The organism is Agrococcus sp. DT81.2, assembly GCF_049844935.1.
Classification (GTDB): domain Bacteria; phylum Actinomycetota; class Actinomycetes; order Actinomycetales; family Microbacteriaceae; genus Agrococcus.
The window spans coordinates 46,622-62,150 of sequence record NZ_JBNCLZ010000004.1 but is presented as its reverse complement, the minus strand read 5'-3'; the positions used below and the strand labels follow the sequence as shown (position 1 = coordinate 62,150).

13 protein-coding genes and 1 riboswitch are annotated in these 15,529 nt (G+C 72.5%); of the genes, 5 read left to right on the top strand and 8 right to left on the bottom strand.

Going from position 1 to position 15,529, the window contains the following annotated elements; translation table 11 throughout:
- Positions 1 to 53: 53 nt before the first annotated feature.
- From ACLQ21_RS08930 to ACLQ21_RS08920, 3 genes are all read right to left on the bottom strand, one after another.
- Complete coding sequence (locus ACLQ21_RS08930; RefSeq protein WP_425662968.1) at positions 54 to 2,603, bottom strand: ExeM/NucH family extracellular endonuclease; 2,550 nt, start codon at positions 2,601 to 2,603, stop codon at positions 54 to 56.
- 104 nt (positions 2,604 to 2,707) lie between these two features.
- Complete coding sequence (purU, locus tag ACLQ21_RS08925; RefSeq protein ID WP_425662967.1) at positions 2,708 to 3,559, bottom strand: formyltetrahydrofolate deformylase; 852 nt, start codon at positions 3,557 to 3,559, stop codon at positions 2,708 to 2,710.
- 50 nt (positions 3,560 to 3,609) lie between these two features.
- On the bottom strand, positions 3,610 to 3,906 hold the full coding sequence (locus ACLQ21_RS08920) for a DivIVA domain-containing protein (RefSeq protein WP_425662966.1): 297 nt from the start codon (positions 3,904 to 3,906) through the stop codon (positions 3,610 to 3,612).
- 68 nt (positions 3,907 to 3,974) lie between these two features.
- On the opposite strand from ACLQ21_RS08920, the gene ACLQ21_RS08915 reads away from it, so the two are divergent.
- Positions 3,975 to 5,207, top strand: coding sequence for an MFS transporter (locus tag ACLQ21_RS08915; RefSeq protein ID WP_425662965.1), 1,233 nt, complete (start codon positions 3,975 to 3,977; stop codon positions 5,205 to 5,207).
- Between the two features lie 81 nt (positions 5,208 to 5,288).
- Here ACLQ21_RS08915 and ACLQ21_RS08910 read toward each other — a convergent pair whose 3' ends face one another.
- Positions 5,289 to 6,179 carry a LysR family transcriptional regulator gene (locus ACLQ21_RS08910; protein WP_425662964.1) on the bottom strand — a complete coding sequence of 297 codons (891 nt, stop codon included), beginning with the start codon at positions 6,177 to 6,179 and terminating at the stop codon, positions 5,289 to 5,291.
- Positions 6,180 to 6,317: 138 nt separating this feature from the next.
- Between ACLQ21_RS08910 and ACLQ21_RS08905 the strand changes: the two genes are divergently transcribed.
- On the top strand, positions 6,318 to 9,911 hold the full coding sequence (locus ACLQ21_RS08905; RefSeq protein WP_425662963.1) for a proline dehydrogenase family protein: 3,594 nt from the start codon (positions 6,318 to 6,320) through the stop codon (positions 9,909 to 9,911).
- A 123-nt stretch (positions 9,912 to 10,034) separates the two neighbouring features.
- Here the strand turns inward: ACLQ21_RS08905 and ACLQ21_RS08900 are convergent, their stop codons facing one another.
- Positions 10,035 to 10,547 carry a DinB family protein gene (locus ACLQ21_RS08900; protein ID WP_425662962.1) on the bottom strand — a complete coding sequence of 171 codons (513 nt, stop codon included), beginning with the start codon at positions 10,545 to 10,547 and terminating at the stop codon, positions 10,035 to 10,037.
- Positions 10,548 to 10,681: 134 nt separating this feature from the next.
- Positions 10,682 to 11,452, bottom strand: a complete 771-nt coding sequence (locus tag ACLQ21_RS08895; RefSeq protein ID WP_425662961.1) for an SDR family NAD(P)-dependent oxidoreductase — start codon at positions 11,450 to 11,452, stop codon at positions 10,682 to 10,684.
- Positions 11,453 to 11,561: 109 nt separating this feature from the next.
- Positions 11,562 to 11,640, top strand: a riboswitch (ZMP/ZTP riboswitch).
- A gap of 55 nt (positions 11,641 to 11,695) precedes the next feature.
- On the opposite strand from ACLQ21_RS08895, the gene glyA reads away from it, so the two are divergent.
- Entirely contained in the window at positions 11,696 to 13,027 is a 1,332-nt protein-coding gene (gene glyA, locus ACLQ21_RS08890) for a serine hydroxymethyltransferase (RefSeq protein WP_425662960.1), read from the top strand.
- Positions 13,024 to 13,911 (top strand): bifunctional methylenetetrahydrofolate dehydrogenase/methenyltetrahydrofolate cyclohydrolase, encoded by an 888-nt coding sequence (locus ACLQ21_RS08885; protein ID WP_425662959.1) that lies wholly within the window; start codon positions 13,024 to 13,026, stop codon positions 13,909 to 13,911. Before glyA ends, ACLQ21_RS08885 begins: the two co-directional genes overlap by 4 nt.
- Before the next feature lie 3 nt (positions 13,912 to 13,914).
- On the opposite strand, the gene ACLQ21_RS08880 is transcribed toward ACLQ21_RS08885, so the two are convergent.
- Positions 13,915 to 14,415, bottom strand: a complete 501-nt coding sequence (locus ACLQ21_RS08880; protein ID WP_425662958.1) for an SRPBCC domain-containing protein — start codon at positions 14,413 to 14,415, stop codon at positions 13,915 to 13,917.
- A gap of 100 nt (positions 14,416 to 14,515) precedes the next feature.
- Positions 14,516 to 15,055, bottom strand: coding sequence for a gamma carbonic anhydrase family protein (locus ACLQ21_RS08875; RefSeq protein ID WP_425662957.1), 540 nt, complete (start codon positions 15,053 to 15,055; stop codon positions 14,516 to 14,518).
- 51 nt (positions 15,056 to 15,106) lie between these two features.
- Between ACLQ21_RS08875 and ACLQ21_RS08870 the strand changes: the two genes are divergently transcribed.
- Positions 15,107 to 15,469 (top strand): A1S_2505 family phage non-structural protein, encoded by a 363-nt coding sequence (locus ACLQ21_RS08870; protein ID WP_425662956.1) that lies wholly within the window; start codon positions 15,107 to 15,109, stop codon positions 15,467 to 15,469.
- The last annotated feature ends 60 nt before the right edge of the window (positions 15,470 to 15,529 follow it).

Sequence of the window (15,529 nt, the reverse complement as noted above, 5' to 3'; positions counted from 1 at the left end):
GTTCGCGTCCGAGTGGAGATCAACTCGGACGCGAACCCTCAACTGGGGGGGCGTCAGCCGCGCTGAGCCGACTTGGGGGCCGGGCCGCGACCCGGATGGTCGTCGCCGAACACCGGGTGGTCGCCCCCGCGGCCGAAGCCGCGGCCGGGGTGGTCGTCGCCGTGCACCGGGTGGTCGTCGCCGAACACCGGGTGGCCGCCCTGACCGGGCTCGGTCGGCTCCTCGGGCTCGTTCTCCTCGAACGCGATGCCGATCACGACGGCGTCGTGGTCGCTGGCGCGGTAGGGGTCGGGCGCGAAGAGCGCGTCCTGCGCCGGCTGCTTGAACGCCATCGTGTAGTCGATGAGGCTCGTCTCGTCGGCGTTCGCGTGCCAGGCGGCGGCACCGACCACGTGAGGCAGCAGCGCCGCGTCGGCGAGGCCGTAGTCGAGGTAGCCCAGCTGGCCGTCGAAGACGTAGGTGTACGCCTCCTCGCCCTGGAACTCTTCGAGCAGGTCGGTCCAGCCGGCGCCCTCGAGCGTCGTGATGGGGTCCTCGTGGTCGTAGGCGTTCAGGTCGCCCATGATGAGCGAGCCGTCGGCCTCGACGCCCGTCGGGTTCGTCGCCAGCCAGTCGGAGAGCGCGGCCGCGGCGAGCGTGCGCACCGCGTTGCAGTTGCCCTGCTCAGGGGTGCCGGTGTCGCCGGCGCACGCCGATCCCTTCGACTTCAAGTGATTGACCGCGACCGTCAGGACGCTGTCGGTGGCGAGGTCGCGGAACGACTGCGCGAGCGCCGGCCGGTTGGCCGAGGTGTCGAAGCGCGGGTCGATCGAGGCGTCGAGTACCGCGAAGTCGCCCTCGGGCGAGACGAGCGCCGGCTGGTAGATGATCGCCGTCGTGATCTCGTCGGTGCCGATCGTGCCGGTGTGGATGCCGGCCCAGCGCGGTGCGCCGTCGGCGGTCGGCGCTGCTGCCTCGTTGAGCGCGGCGACGAGGGTGTCGAGCGCGACACCGTCGTTGTTCTCGATTTCGAGCAGGCCCACGATCGCCGAGTCGAGCTCGTCGATCGCCGCGACGATCTTCGCCTCCTGGCGCTCGAACTCCTCGGCCGTCACGGCGCCGCGGCTGCCGAGCGTCGTGAAGTAGTTGAGCACGTTGAACGACGCGACCTCGAGCGTCGCGCCCTCGAACTGCGGCGCGGGCTGCCGCTCGTTCACCGCCCTGTAGGCGCCCGCGTCGGTCGGCTGCAGCTTCCACACGCCGTTGCGGAACTCGAGCACGCCCGTGATGCCGGTGATCGTGTCGCCGCCGCGGAAGTCGTTCTCGAGCGTGAACGGCTCGAGGTTGCCCGGGTGGATGGCCGGGTCGGCGTTCTGCGTCGAGCGGGCGTCGTCGATCGTGATGCGCTGCTCGGCGTTGGCCTCGCGCACGGCGGCCGCCTCGGCGGAGCCGGGCGCCGCGACGGCGGTCGGCTGCATCTGGCGGTCGGTGCCGACGACGATCTCGCCGTAGCGGCCGAAGTTGAAGTACTCGAGGATCGAGAGCTCCTGCGGCAGCGTCACGAGCATGCCCTCGAACGACTCCTCGTCGGCGATCGGCAGCTCGAGCGCGACCGGGGTCGGCAGCGCGGCGTCGCCGCAGTCGAGCAGCGACGCGTTCGAGAGCTGCGTCTGGCCCTGGAACTCGCCCGCCGTGCCGGTGACCGTCAGCAGGTCGCCCTCGACCACGTCGGCGGCGCCGGGCGCGTACACGAAGATGCCGTCGCTCGTCGCGGCGTCACCGTCACCGGCGTCCTGCAGGTGGAAGCCGTTGAACCCGCCAACCTGCCAGTCGCCGACGACCGTGCCGCGCACCGTGACGGTCTGGCCGGCCACGGGAGACTCGGCGCCGCTGCCCTGCACCGTGCCGATGGCGACGGCATCCGACTCGCACGTCACGTCGGCCGGGGGCTCCTCGACCTCGACCACTCGGTTCGGCTGGCCGGGCGTGTTCCACGCCTCGCCGCTCGCCGCGACCGTCGTGTAGCCGACGAGCCCGGCGCCGTTGAACGCGTTGCGCACCCAGTCGGCGGTCGTGCCGGTGGCGGTGCCGTCGGGCACGCGGCTCGCGCCGCCGACCGTGGCGGCGCCGCCGTCGAAGGCGCGCGCGAGCGCCGTGCCCCACGCGAGATCGCCCGCGTCGCCGTCGAGCACGCCGACCGCGTCAACGACGGTGAAGCCCAGACCGGCGTCGACGACGCCGTCGCGGTCGGCGTCGACCTGCTGCCCGGGGGTCGCGGTGCCCTCGACGAGCAGGATCGACGCGGAGCCGTTCTGCAGGCCGTTGAGCGGGTACTGCAGCACGCCGAGGCCTGCGGCGTTCAGCGCCGGTGCCGCATCCGACCGGATGACCTTGCCCTGGTTGGTGTTGGCGTCGCCCTCGACCTGGAGGATGCGGTAGCCGCTCAGGTCGGTGCCGGGCGCTGCCAGCAGCTCGACGAACTCGGCGTTCGTGTCGGTGCTGGCGATGTCGGCCGAGAACTCGTTGATGACGGGATGCGTCGCGGCTTGAGCCGGGACGGCCACCAGGCCCGTGAGGGCGAGCGCGGCGACCGTCGAGGTGCCGAGCAGGGTGCGTGCGCGCATGGATCCACTCCGTTGAGGTGCAGGGACACCGTCAACATAGCCAGAGCCGACGACGGCGCGCCCGAACTTCGCGTGAACGGCAGATGTCCGGTGCCGCGCTCGCGTCAGCGAAAGATGATCGTGCGCTGGCCGTCGAGCAGCACGCGGTCCTCGGCGAACCACTGCACGGCTCGCGAGAGGGTGCGCGACTCCTCGTCCTGGCCGATCGCGACGAGCTGCTGCGGGGTGTGCGCGTGGTCGACGCGCACGACGTTCTGCTCGATGATCGGGCCCTCGTCGAGGTCGCTCGTGACGAAGTGCGCGGTGGCGCCGATGAGCTTCACGCCCCGCGCGTGCGCCTGGCGGTAGGGGTTCGCGCCCTTGAAGCCCGGGAGGAAGGAGTGGTGGATGTTGATGAGCCTGCCCTCGAGCGCCGCGCACAGCTCGGGGGAGAGGATCTGCATGTAGCGGGCCAGCACGACGAGCTCGATGCGCTCGCGCTCGACGACCTCGAGGATCCGCCGCTCGAAGGCGGCCTTCGACTCGGGGTCGACGACCGGCGCGTGCTCGAACGGCACGTCGTAGAAGGCGGCGAGCGCGCTGAGGTCGGGGTGGTTCGCCATGACGAGCGGGATGTCCACCGAGAGCTGCCCCGCGCGCTGGCGGAAGAGCATGTCGTTGAGGCAGTGCGCGGCCTTCGACACGAGCACGAGCGTGCGCAGCGGTCGCCCGACGTCGTCGAGCTGCCACTGCATGCCGTACCGCTCCACCACCGGCGCGAGCGCCGCCTCGAACACGTCGCGCTCTGCCTCCGCCTCGACCTGCAGCCGCATGAAGAAGCGGTCGGTGTCGGCCGACGAGAACTGCTGCGACTCGGTGATGTTGCCGCCGCACTCGACGATCGCGCCCGAGATCGCGTGCACGATGCCGGGGCGGTCATCGCAGACGAACGACAGGATCCAGTGGTTGGCGGTCACCGCAAGAGTCTACGAGGAGCCGCGGCGTCGGCCCGCCTCGGCCACCGGCGTCACCCGGTGCCGCGCTCCGCTGCAGCCTCGTGCATCGCGAGCGTCACGGCGATCATGTCGATCGCGTCGTCGACGGGCTCCGGCTCGTAGGAGGCGGTGCCGCGGCGCGCCACGAAGCGCACCGCGCGGGCGTCGGCTGCGAGCATCGTGATCTCGCCGTCGGGGTCTCCCTCGTACGCGCGCAGGGTCGAGACCGCGCGCTCGATCCAGCGGTCGACCGAGTCGGCGGCGTAGCCGGACACGAACAGGTTCCCCGTCGGGAAGCGGAGCGCGAGCACATCATCGGCGGTGAACACACGGCCACCGTACCGGCCGGGGTGCAGTGACCGGGGTACAGCGGCCGCGGCGCGTAGGCTTGCCGGTCGTGAGCGAGCAGGCGACGAGGCAGCAGGATCGGCCGGCCGCCTTCCCGACCGCCGCGCTGCTCGTCCTCGCGCTCGCGGTCTTCACGAACATCACCGTCGAGATGCTGCCGATGGGGCTGCTGCTGCCGATGAGCCGCGAGCTCGGCGTGGGCGAGGGTGCGATCGGCCTGCTCGTGACGATCTTCGCGTTCACCGTCGTCGCGTCGTCGACCACGCTCATCCGCCTCACGCGCAGGGTGCCGCGGCACCTGCTCGTCATCACGGTGCTCGTCGTCTTCGCCGCCAGCTGCTTCGGATCGGCGCTCGCGCCCGACTACGCGTGGTCGGTGGCCTTCCGCGTCATCGGCGGCATCGTGCACGGCATCTTCTGGACCGTCGTCGGCGCCTACGCCGCCTACCTCGTGCAACCGCACCAGCTCGCCCGCGCCGTCGCGATCACGTCGACGGGCGGCTCGTTCGCGTACGTGCTGGGCCTGCCGCTCGCGACGCTGCTCGGGCAGCTGATCGGATGGCGCTGGTCGTTCGCGCTGTTCGGGGTCGTGTGCCTCGCCGTCGCGGTGGCCGTGTGGCGGCTGCTGCCCCCGGTCGACCACCTGCGCGAGGCCGCGACGACGCCGACCGGCTCGATCGCCGTGCCGGCCCCCGAGCCGGGCAAGAGCCTGCGCGGGGTGACGCTGTCGATCCTCTCGACCATGATCGTCATGCTCGGCCACTACGCGCTCTACACGTACGTCTCGCCGTTCCTCGTCGAGCACGCGGGCGTGCCCGAGTCGTGGCTCTCCGGCGCGCTGCTCGCCTACGGCGTCGTCGGCATCCTCGCGGTGCTCGCGATCGCGCTGTGGCTCGGCCGGCGGCCCACCGCGTCGACGCTCGCGATGATGTCGCTCGGGCTGCTCGCCATGCTCATCCTCGGCCTCTCGCAGCAGGTCGTGCTGACGATCGCTGCGGTGATGGTGTGGGCGTTCGCGCTCGGCGCGCTGCCCGCGCTGCTGCAGACGCGGCAGCTGCAGGCGGCGCCGGAGCGGCTGCTGCAGCAGGCGTCCGCCTGGTACACCACCGGCTTCAACGTGGGCATCGGCGCGGGGGCGCTGCTGGGCGGGCTCGTGCTCGAGTCGTTCGGGGTCGCGTCGCTGCCATGGCTGCTGCTCGTGGGGCTGTCGATCGGGCTCGTGCTCGTCGGCGCCGACGCGGTGCTGCACCGGCGCGATCTCGCGCGCCGCGCATCCGCCTGATTCCCGCTGACTGGTCTCAACCGGGTAGGTGGTCGCGCGAGGGGATAGTGCCCTCGCGATACCAACTACCCGGTTGAGGAATCAGGCGAGGTCGGCGGGGACCGCTGCGGCGAGCGCCGCTCGCACGGCGGCGATGGCGGGGCTGTCCGCGGAGGAGGCGCGCGCGGCGGTGAAGACCTCGCGGCGGGGGGAGCCGGGCAGGTCGATCGCGCGGAAGCCGACGTCGGTGCCCGCCCACGTGAGGTCGTTCATGACTCCCACCGCGTGGCCCGTCTCGATGAGCCGCATCTGCGCCTGCAGATCGGCGGTCGCGAAGCGCACGTCGGGCTCGAAGCCGGCCACCCGGCACTGCTGCTCGCCGAAGTGGCGGGAGGCGGCGCCGACGGGTTCCATCACCCACGCGACGTGCGCGGCGTCCGTGAGCCGCTCGATGGGGCTCTCGGGTGGCACCGCGAGCCGCAGCGCGTCGGTCATCAGCAGCTGCCGGTCGAGGCCCGGGTGCTGCGGTGCCGCGTGCCCGGGATACTGCTCGGCCACGACGAGGTCGAAGTCGCCCACGAACGTGTCGTAGAGCGCCGTCTCCGGCTCGCGCTGCACCATCTCGACCCGCACCTCCGGGGCCGCGTCCGCGAGGATCCGCAGCATCTCCGGCACGAGCCCGAGCGCCGCCGACTGGAACACCGCTACCCGCACCGTGCCGACGGGGCGGCCGAGCGACTCGGCGACGGCGCGCTCGGCGGCCTCCATGGCGGTGAGGATGCCCTCGGCGTGCTGGGCGAGCAGCTCGCCCTGGGGCGTGAGCGCGAGCCGCCGGCCGTGCTTGCGGGTGAGCGGCACACCGACCTCGCGCTCGAGCGCGGAGAGCTGCTGCGAGACGGCGCTGGGGGCGTAGGCGAGCGCCACAGCGACCGCGGCGATCGTGCCGCGCAGGCGCAGCTCGCGCAGCAGCCGCAGGCGTCGGATGTCGAGCACGGCCGGGCCTCCGATCCATCGTGGAACGTGATGGCAATCCATCAAGAACCGTCACTGTACCTGAATGGTCGACGGGTGCAGACTGGCCGCGGCGCGCGACTGCGCGCACCCGAGCCATCGACGAGAGGTGCAGCCGCAATGGGCGCAGCCGCTACCGAGCAGACCACCGCGCAGACCACCGCGCAGACCACCGCGCAGACCACCGAGCAGACCAGCACCGAGCAGCAGGTCGCGAGCGAGGCCGCGGGCACCGACGCGGAGCGCACCGACGCGCAGCGCGCCGAGCTCGAGAGCCTTCGCGAGCTCGCGCCGACGATCGTCGCGCAGGTGCGCACGTGGCTCGAGCAGGCCGAGCAGATCCCGTCCGACGCGAGCGCCGAGCAGCTCGCCGGCGTGCTCCGCGACCCGAAGGGCCTCGAGTTCGCCGTGCGCTTCGTCGACGGCGTCGTCCGCCCCGAGGATGTGCACGTGGCCGCGCGCACGCTCCGCGAGATCGCCGGCAACGCGCCCTCGTTCCTCCCGTGGCCGATGCGGCAGGCGCTCAAGCTCGGCGGCGGCGTCGCTCCGCTCGCGCCGCACGTCGTCGTGCCGATCGCGCGCCGCGTGCTGCGCGAGATGGTCGGCCACCTCATCATCGACGCGACCGACGCCCGTCTCGGTGCCGCGATCAAGCGCATCCGCGCCACCGGCGCCCGCCTGAACGTCAACCTGCTCGGCGAGGCCGTGCTCGGCGCTCGCGAGGCCGAGCGCCGCATCGAGGGCACCCGCGCGCTCATCGAGCGCCCCGACGTCGACTACGTCTCGATCAAGGTGTCGGCGACCACCGCCCCACACCAGCCGTGGGCGTTCGACGCCGCCGTCGACGACGTCATCGAGCGCCTGCTGCCGCTGTACCGCCGCGCGGCCGCGAACGGCACCTTCATCAACCTCGACATGGAGGAGTACAAGGACCTCGAGATGACCATGGCGGTCTTCATGCGGATCCTGGAGACCCCCGGCCTCGAGTCGTACGAGGGCGGCATCGTGCTGCAGGCGTACCTGCCCGACGCGCTGCCCGCGATGGAGCGGCTGCAGGCGTGGGCTGCCGACCGCATCGCCAAGGGCGGCGCACCGGTGAAGGTGCGGCTCGTCAAGGGCGCCAACCTGCCGATGGAGCAGGTCGAGTCGTCGCTGCACGGCTGGCCGCTCGCCACCTGGCACACGAAGCAGGACAGCGACACCCACTATAAGCGCGTGCTCGCCTGGGCGCTCACGCCCGAGCGGGTCAAGGCCGTGCGGCTGGGCGTCGCGGGCCACAACCTCTTCGACGTCGCCTTCGCGTGGCTGCTCGCCAAGCAGCGGGGCGCGGAGTCGGGCGTCGAGTTCGAGATGCTGCTCGGCATGGCGCAGGGCCAGGCCGAGGTCGTGCGGCGCGACGTCGGCGGGCTGCTGCTCTACACGCCGGTCGTGCACCCGACCGAGTTCGACGTCGCCATCGCCTACCTGATCCGCCGCCTCGAGGAGGGCGCGAGCCGCGAGAACTTCATGTCGGCCGTGTTCGAGCTCGCGAACGACGAGTGGCTCTTCGCGCGCGAGCGCGACCGCTTCCTCGCTTCGCTCGAGGGCCTCGCCGCCGACGCTCCCGCGACGCACCGCGTGCAGGACCGCACGGATGCGCTCGCCCCGGTCGCCGAGGACGGCTTCGAGAACGCGCCCGACACCGACCCGTCGCTGCCGGCCAACCAGGCCTGGGCCGCCGGCATCCGGGAGCGCGCGCAGCACTCGCGGATCGGCATCGACCTCGTCGAGTCCGCGACCATCCGCGACGCGGCGACGCTCGACGCCACCATCGAGACGGCCATCGCCGCGAACGCCGGCTGGCGCTCGCTCTCGGGCGACGAGCGCGCGGCGATCCTGCACCGCGCGGGCGTCGAGCTCGAGGCGCGCCGCGCCGAGCTCATGGAGGTCGCGGCCGCCGAGGCGGGCAAGACGCTCGACCAGTCCGACCCCGAGGTCTCCGAGGCGATCGACTTCGCGCACTACTACGCCGAGCGCGCGCGCGACCTCGACCGGGTCGACGGCGCGGTCGCGGTGCCGGCGAGGCTCATCGCCGTCACCCCGCCGTGGAACTTCCCGATCGCGATCCCCGCGGGCTCGACGCTCGCGGCGCTCGCGACCGGCGCATCCGTCATCGTCAAGCCCGCCCGCGCGACCGCGCGCACTGGTGCAGCGATGGTCGAGGCGCTCTGGGCCGCGGGCGTGCCGAGGGACGTGCTGCATCTCGTGCAGCTCGGCGGGCGCGAGCTCGGCGACCAGCTGATCGGCGACCCGCGGGTGGACCGCGTCATCCTCACGGGCGGGTTCGAGACCGCCCAGGCGTTCCGGCGCATCCGCCCCGACCTGCAGCTGCTGGCCGAGACGAGCGGCAAGAACGCCATCATCGTCACGCCATCGGCCGACTACGACCTCGCCGCGAAGGACATCGTCGCGAGCGCCTTCGGCCACGCCGGCCAGAAGTGCTCCGCCGCCTCGCTCGCGATCCTGGTCGGGCAGGCCGGCCGCTCGCGCCGTATGCACAACCAGCTCGTCGACGGCGTGCGCTCCCTCACGGTCGGGATGCCGTGGGAGCCGACCGCGCAGATGGGCCCGGTCATCGCGCCCGCCGAGGGCAAGCTGCTCGAGGGCCTCACGACCCTGAGCGACGGCGAGTCGTGGGTCATCGAGCCGAAGCAGCTCGACGACGAGGGCAAGCTGTGGAGCCCCGGCGTGCGCGCCGGCGTGCAGCGCGGCAGCGAGTACCACCGCACCGAGTACTTCGGGCCGATCCTCGGCATCATGCGCGTCGAGACGCTCGAGGAGGCGATCGCGCTCGTGAACGAGGTCGACTACGGCCTCACCTCGGGCCTGCACTCGCTCGACGTCGACGAGATCGGCACGTGGCTCGACTCGATCGAGGCGGGCAACCTCTACATCAACCGCGGCATCACCGGCGCGATCGTGCAGCGGCAGCCGTTCGGCGGCTGGAAGCGCTCGGTCGTCGGCCCGACCACGAAGGCGGGCGGCCCGAGCTACCTCATGCCGCTCGTCGACTGGCGGCCCGCGGAGGCGCGCGAGCTCGCAACCGTCGAGCACCCCGCGGTGCGCGACCTCGTCGAGGCGATCGACTCGCTCGCGCGGTCGGCGGATGCGTCGGTCACGTCGGCCGAGGCGGCCGCCCTCCACCGTGCGGCCGGCAGCGACCAGCACGTGTGGGCGACCGAGCTCGGCGTCGCGAAGGACGTGCAGCGGCTCTCCGCCGAGCGCGACATCCTCCGCCACCTGCCCATGCCTGATGTCGTCATCCGCCTCGCCGAGGGCGGCCGCGTGGCGCAGCTCGCGCGCTCGGTCGCTGCGGCGCTCCGCGCCGGCGCCGAGGTGCGGGTGTCGACGGCGATCGAGCCCGCCCCCGCGGTGCGGGCGGCGCTCGCCGCGGCGAACGTGCCGTTCACGGTCGAGGACGACGCCGCGTTCCGGCAGACGGCGCGCGGTCTCGCGCAGGGGCGCATCCGCTACCTCGCCGCGGACGACGCGGTCGACGAGGGCGTGCGTGCGCTCGCGGAGGCGGTCGAGGGTCGCCCCGACCTCGCGATCGTCGCACACCCGGTCACGGAGGCGGGTCGGCTCGAGCTGCTGCCGTTCCTGCGCGAGCAGGCGATCGCGATCACGGCGCACCGCTTCGGCACGCCGAACCACCTCACGGACAACCTGATCTGAGCCGCAGAGGGCTCCCAGCCGTACGTCGGCGCGAACGGGACCCCTTCCACCCGCGGGGACCTGGTGCACCGGGTCCCGGAGGGTGGAGGGGGTCCCGTTGCTGTGCGGGGCGCGCCGCGTCGCTCAGAGCACGAGGTGCTGCCGGCCGTCGATGAGCTCGCGGGCGGCGTCGAGGTGCCCGGCGTGCGTGGCGGCATCGAGGATGACGTGCATGAGCACCGCCGCCAGGTCGGCGAAGCGGCCATCCGGCCAGTCCGGCTCCGGGCGGAGCGGCGCCGCGTCGAGCGGCATGGCAGCGAGGATCTCGTTCGAGCGCGCGATTGCGCTCCGGTACTCCTGCACCACCGCATCCGTCGGCTCGTCGAGCTCGACGCGCCAGTCGGCCGGCCTCCCCGCGTCGAGCTCGGGTCGATCCTCGGGCCAGTAGTCGAGCGCTTCACCGGCCATGACGCTGTGCAGCCAGTAGCGCTCGCCGCCGAGGGTCAGGTGCCGCACGAGCCCGATCGGCGACCAGCCGGAGGGCAGCGCGGGCGTGCGCAGCTGCGCGTCGGTGAGGCCGTCGACAGCGGCAAGCACGTGCCGCCGCTGCGCTTCGAGCGCCCCGAGCAGCAGTGAGCGGATGCGGTCGTCGGTCATGCGCCGATCCAAGCACGCGCCCCCGCGAGCGGGACCCGTTCCACCGAACGGGACCCGGTGCACCGGGTCCCGGTTGGTGGACGGGGTCCCGCCGCGGAGCGGCCGCGCGCCGCGCACGCGCCGCCCGCCGCGGCTCAGCCCGCCGACCAGCCGCCGTCGTTCGGGATGATCGCGCCGCTCACGTTGCTCGCCGCATCGGAGGCGAGGAAGGCGGCCAGGTGCGCCTGCTCGATCGGCTGCGCGACGCGCTGCGCCGACTGGTGCACGGGCGTGAGGGCCGCGATGCCGTCCATGTCGATGTGCTGCTGGATGTCGGCGGTCATGACGTTCGTCTCGACGCCGCCGGGGCAGATGGCGTTCGCGCGGATGCCGGCCTTGGCGTAGGTGTACGCGGTGTTGCGGGTGAGTCCGACGAGCCCGTGCTTCGAGGCCGTGTAGGCGGCACCCGCCGCAGCGCCGCGGATGCCCGCCTCGCTCGCGATGTTCACGATCGAGCCCGAGCCCTGGGGCAGCATCACCTTGAGCGCCGCGCGCGTCAGGTAGAACGGCGCGGAGAGGTTGACGCGCATGACGCGGTCCCACAGCGCGTCCTCGACGTTCGCCGCCCCGGCGAAGTGGTCCATGATGCCCGCATTGTTCACGAGCACGTCGAGCCGCCCGTAGCGCTCGACCGCCGCCGCGATGATCGCGTCGGCCACGGCGACGTCGCCGATGTCGCCGATGTGCGCGGATGCGGTGCCGCCGGCCCGCTCGATGCTCGCGACGGTCTCGTCCGCTGTCTCGGCGATGTCGCTCACCACCACCTGCGCGCCGAGGCTCGCGAACAGCTCCGAGGTGGTGCGGCCGATGCCGCTGCCGCCGCCGGTGATGACGGCGACCTTGCCGGTCAGATCGATCATGCTCATGTGCTCCCTGCGTCGTCGGATGGGGTGGTGCCAGGATGACCTGAGGTCGCCTCGACTTGCAAGCACCGGTCCGCGAGCATCCGCCGAGCATCCGCCGGGTTGGCTACGATGGACGCGCCGCGACTGGCGCAGAGGTGGAGCACCACCGGGGAGCGGCGAACATTCGGCCGCGCGCCTGGGCCCACGCAAGCGTTGCGTGCAATCTCCGGGCGACCAGTGCGCCGCAGAGCTGAAGGAGCCACCGTGTCCGACCGCCTCCCCTCGTCCTTCAACAGCCCGCTGCTCGAGGTCGATCCCGAGATCGCCGCGGTGCTCCAGCAGGAGCTCGACCGCCAGCGCGACTACCTCGAGATGATCGCGAGCGAGAACTTCGTGCCGGTCGCGGTGCTCGAGGCCGCGGGCAGCGTGCTCACCAACAAGTACGCCGAGGGCTACCCGGGGCGGCGCTACTACGGCGGCTGCGAGCACGTCGACGTCGCCGAGTCGCTCGCGATCGAGCGGGCGAAGTCGCTCTTCGGCGCGCAGTTCGCGAACGTCCAGCCGCACTCGGGCGCCACCGCGAACGCCGCGGTGCTGCACGCCATCGCCCGCCCGGGCGACACGATCCTGGGCCTCTCGCTCGACCACGGCGGTCACCTGACGCACGGCATGAAGATCAACTTCTCCGGCCGCCTCTACGACATCGTCGCCTACGGCGTCGACCCCGAGTCGAGCCGCGTCGACATGGAGGAGGTGCGACGCCTCGCGATCGAGCACCAGCCGAAGGTCATCATCGCCGGCTGGTCGGCCTACCCGCGCCAGCTCGACTTCGCCGCCTTCCGCGCGATCGCCGACGAGGTGGGCGCGCTGCTGTGGGTCGACATGGCGCACTTCGCCGGCCTCGTGGCCGCCGGCCTGCACCCGAACCCGGTCCCGCACGCGCACGTCGTCTCCTCGACCGTGCACAAGACGATCGGCGGCCCTCGCTCCGGCTTCATCCTCACGAACGAGGCCGACATCGCGAAGAAGATCAACTCGGCCGTCTTCCCGGGCCAGCAGGGCGGCCCGCTCATGCACGTGATCGCCGCGAAGGCGACCGCGTTCAAGCTCGCGGGCACCGAGGAGTTCAAGGAGCGCCAGGAGCGCACCCTGCGCGGCGCGCACATCCTCGCGGAGCGGCTCATGCAGCAGGACGTGGCGGATGCCGGCATCACGGTGCGCTCGAACGGCACCGACGTGCACCTCGTGCTCGTCGACCTCCGCGACGCGGCGATCGACGGCAAGCAGGCCGAGGACCTCCTGCACGAGATCCGCATCACCGTCAACCGCAACGCGGTGCCGAACGACCCGCGCCCGCCGATGGTGACGAGCGGCCTCCGCATCGGCACGCCGGCGCTCGCGACACGCGGCTTCGGTGACGAGGAGTTCACCGAGGTCGCCGACATCATCGCGCTCGCGCTGCTGCCGGGCGCCGACCTCGCAGCGCTCCGCGAGCGCGTCGCGAAGCTCGCCGACGCGCTGCCGCTCTACCCGGGCGTCGGCCCGAGCGGCCAGCCCGAGGTGGTGCACGAGCTGGGATCGAGCGTCGACCGATGACTGCGCAGATCCTCGACGGCAACCGCACCGCAGCCGCCATCAAGGAGGAGCTGCGCGACCGGGTCTCTGCTCTGAAGGCCAAGGGCGTCACGCCCGGGCTCGGCACGCTGCTCGTCGGCGACGACCCCGCGAGCCAGTCGTACGTCAAGGGCAAGCACCGCGACTGCGCCGAGGTCGGCATCACGTCGATCCGCGTCGACCTGCCCCACGGCGCCTCGAGCGCCGACGTGCGCGCCGCCATCCGCGACCTCAATGAGGCGCGCGAGGTGACCGGCTACATCATCCAGCTGCCGCTGCCGCCAGGCCACGACGAGCACGGCATGCTCGAGATGATGGATCCGGACAAGGATGCCGACGGCCTCCACCCGGTGAACCTCGGCAGGCTCGTGCTGGGCGTGGACGGCCCGATCGACTCGCCGCTGCCGTGCACGCCCGCGGGCATCGTGCGGATGCTGCGCCACCACGACATCCCGATCGCGGGCGCGACCGTCGCGGTCGTCGGCCGCGGCCTCACCGTCGGCCGGCCGCTCGGCCTGCTGCTGACGCGCAAGGGCATCGACGCGACCGTCACCCTCTGCCACTCGCGCACGCCCGACCTCGCCGCCCAGGTGCGCGAGGCCGACATCGTCGTGGCCGCGGTGGGTGTGCCGGGGCTCATCCAGGCCGACTGGGTGAAGCCGGGCGCCGCGGTGCTCGACGTCGGCATCACGCGCGGCCTCTCGGCCGACACCGGCAAGGTGAAGCTGCTCGGCGACGTCGACCCCGGCGTGCGCGAGGTCGCCGCCTGGGTGTCGCCCGTGCCCGGCGGGGTCGGCCCGATGACGCGCGTCATGCTGCTCGACAACGTCGTGCAGATGGCAGAGAAGGCGGTCCGCTCGCGCTGAGGCTCAGCGGGGGAGCCCGTACTGGTCGCGCAGCGCGGGGTAGTAGTCGTCCCAGTCGGGCATCGTCTGCCCGCCGAGCGCCGCGACCAGCCGGTCGAGGTACCACTCCCAACCGGCGGCGACGTCGGGCAGCGCGACGAGCGCGACGTCGTGGTGGGTGAAGCGGATGGTCGTGCCCGATCCCGCGTCATGGCCGCCGTCGACGAGCTCGATCTCGAGGCTCCACGAGCCGTGCTCGTCGGAGGTCAGCACCGCGAGGTGCTCGGGCGCCTGGCACTCCAGGATCTCGACGGCGGTCGTCGCCTCGCCATCCTCGGCGGTCATGCTCATGACGACCTCGCCCGAGTCGGGGTCGCCCGCGTAGGTGCCGAACCACATGCCGAGCTCGCGCGACTCGCTCAGGAACGGCCAGACCGCGATCGCGTCGGCCGCGACCCTGCGTTCGAGCGTCAGCTCTGCCGAGTCGCCGTGCTCCGTGACGGTGCCGGTCCGTTCGATCGCCATGTCGCTCCCTCCGATGCGGCTGAGCCTACGCATCCGCCAAGGGGGACCGCCACCGCGATGCGCGCACCGTCGGCGGATGCGTCGCGTCGGCCCGCGTCGGTCAGCACGTGCGGATGGCGTCGACGTAGAGGTCGATGCGCTTGCTGTAGACCTCGGCGTTGCGCTCGATGCCACGTCGCTCGTCGTCGGTCGTCTCGCGCCGCACCTTGCCGGGGACGCCCGCGACGAGCGAGCGCTCGGGAATGACGGTGCCCTCGGTCACGAGGGCGCCGGCCGCGATGATCGAGCCCCTGCCGATCACCGCGCCGTTCATGACCGTCGCGTGCATGCCGATGAGCACGTCGTCCTCGACCGTGCAGCCGTGCACGACGGCGTTGTGGCCGATCGAGACGCGCGCCCCGATCATGAGCGGCGAGCCGTGGTCGACGTGCAGCGAGCACGAGTCCTGCACGTTGCTGTCGTCGCCGATCGTGATCGGCTCCTCCTCGGCGCGCAGGCTCGCGCCGGGCCAGATGCCGACGCGCTCGCCGAGCGAGACGGCGCCCGCGATCACGGCGCCCGGCATGACGAGCGCCGACTTCGGCAGGTGCGGCGTGTGCCCCGGCAGGGGGATGATCGTTGCGCGCTCGTGGACCGTCATGGCGCCAGCGTATCCCCGGCGGATCCCGGCCCGGCGGCGTATGGTCGCGGCATGAGGATCGAATCGCTCGAACCGCACCAGGTGTTCGTCTTCGGGTCGAATGCGAGCGGCCAGCATGGGGCGGGCGCCGCCCGCATGGCGCACGAGCGCTTCGGCGCCGTGTGGGGCGAGGGGCACGGGCTGCACGGCCGGTCGTACGCGATCGACACGATGAGCGGACTCGCCGTCATCGAGCGCGAGGTCGCCGCCTTCCTCGGCTTCGCGGCCGAGCATCCGGAGCTCGAGCTGCTCGTCACCGAGATCGGCTGCGGCATCGCCGGCTACTCGCCCGAGCAGATCGCTCCGCTCTTCCGTGGCGCGCCCGACAACGTGGTGCTGCCCGCCCGGTTCCTGGCGGTGCTCGAGCGCGACTGACGCCTGGCGAGAGCGTGCTCCGCGGCGAGCATGGCGCCGATCTGCACCGCTTCGCAGAAG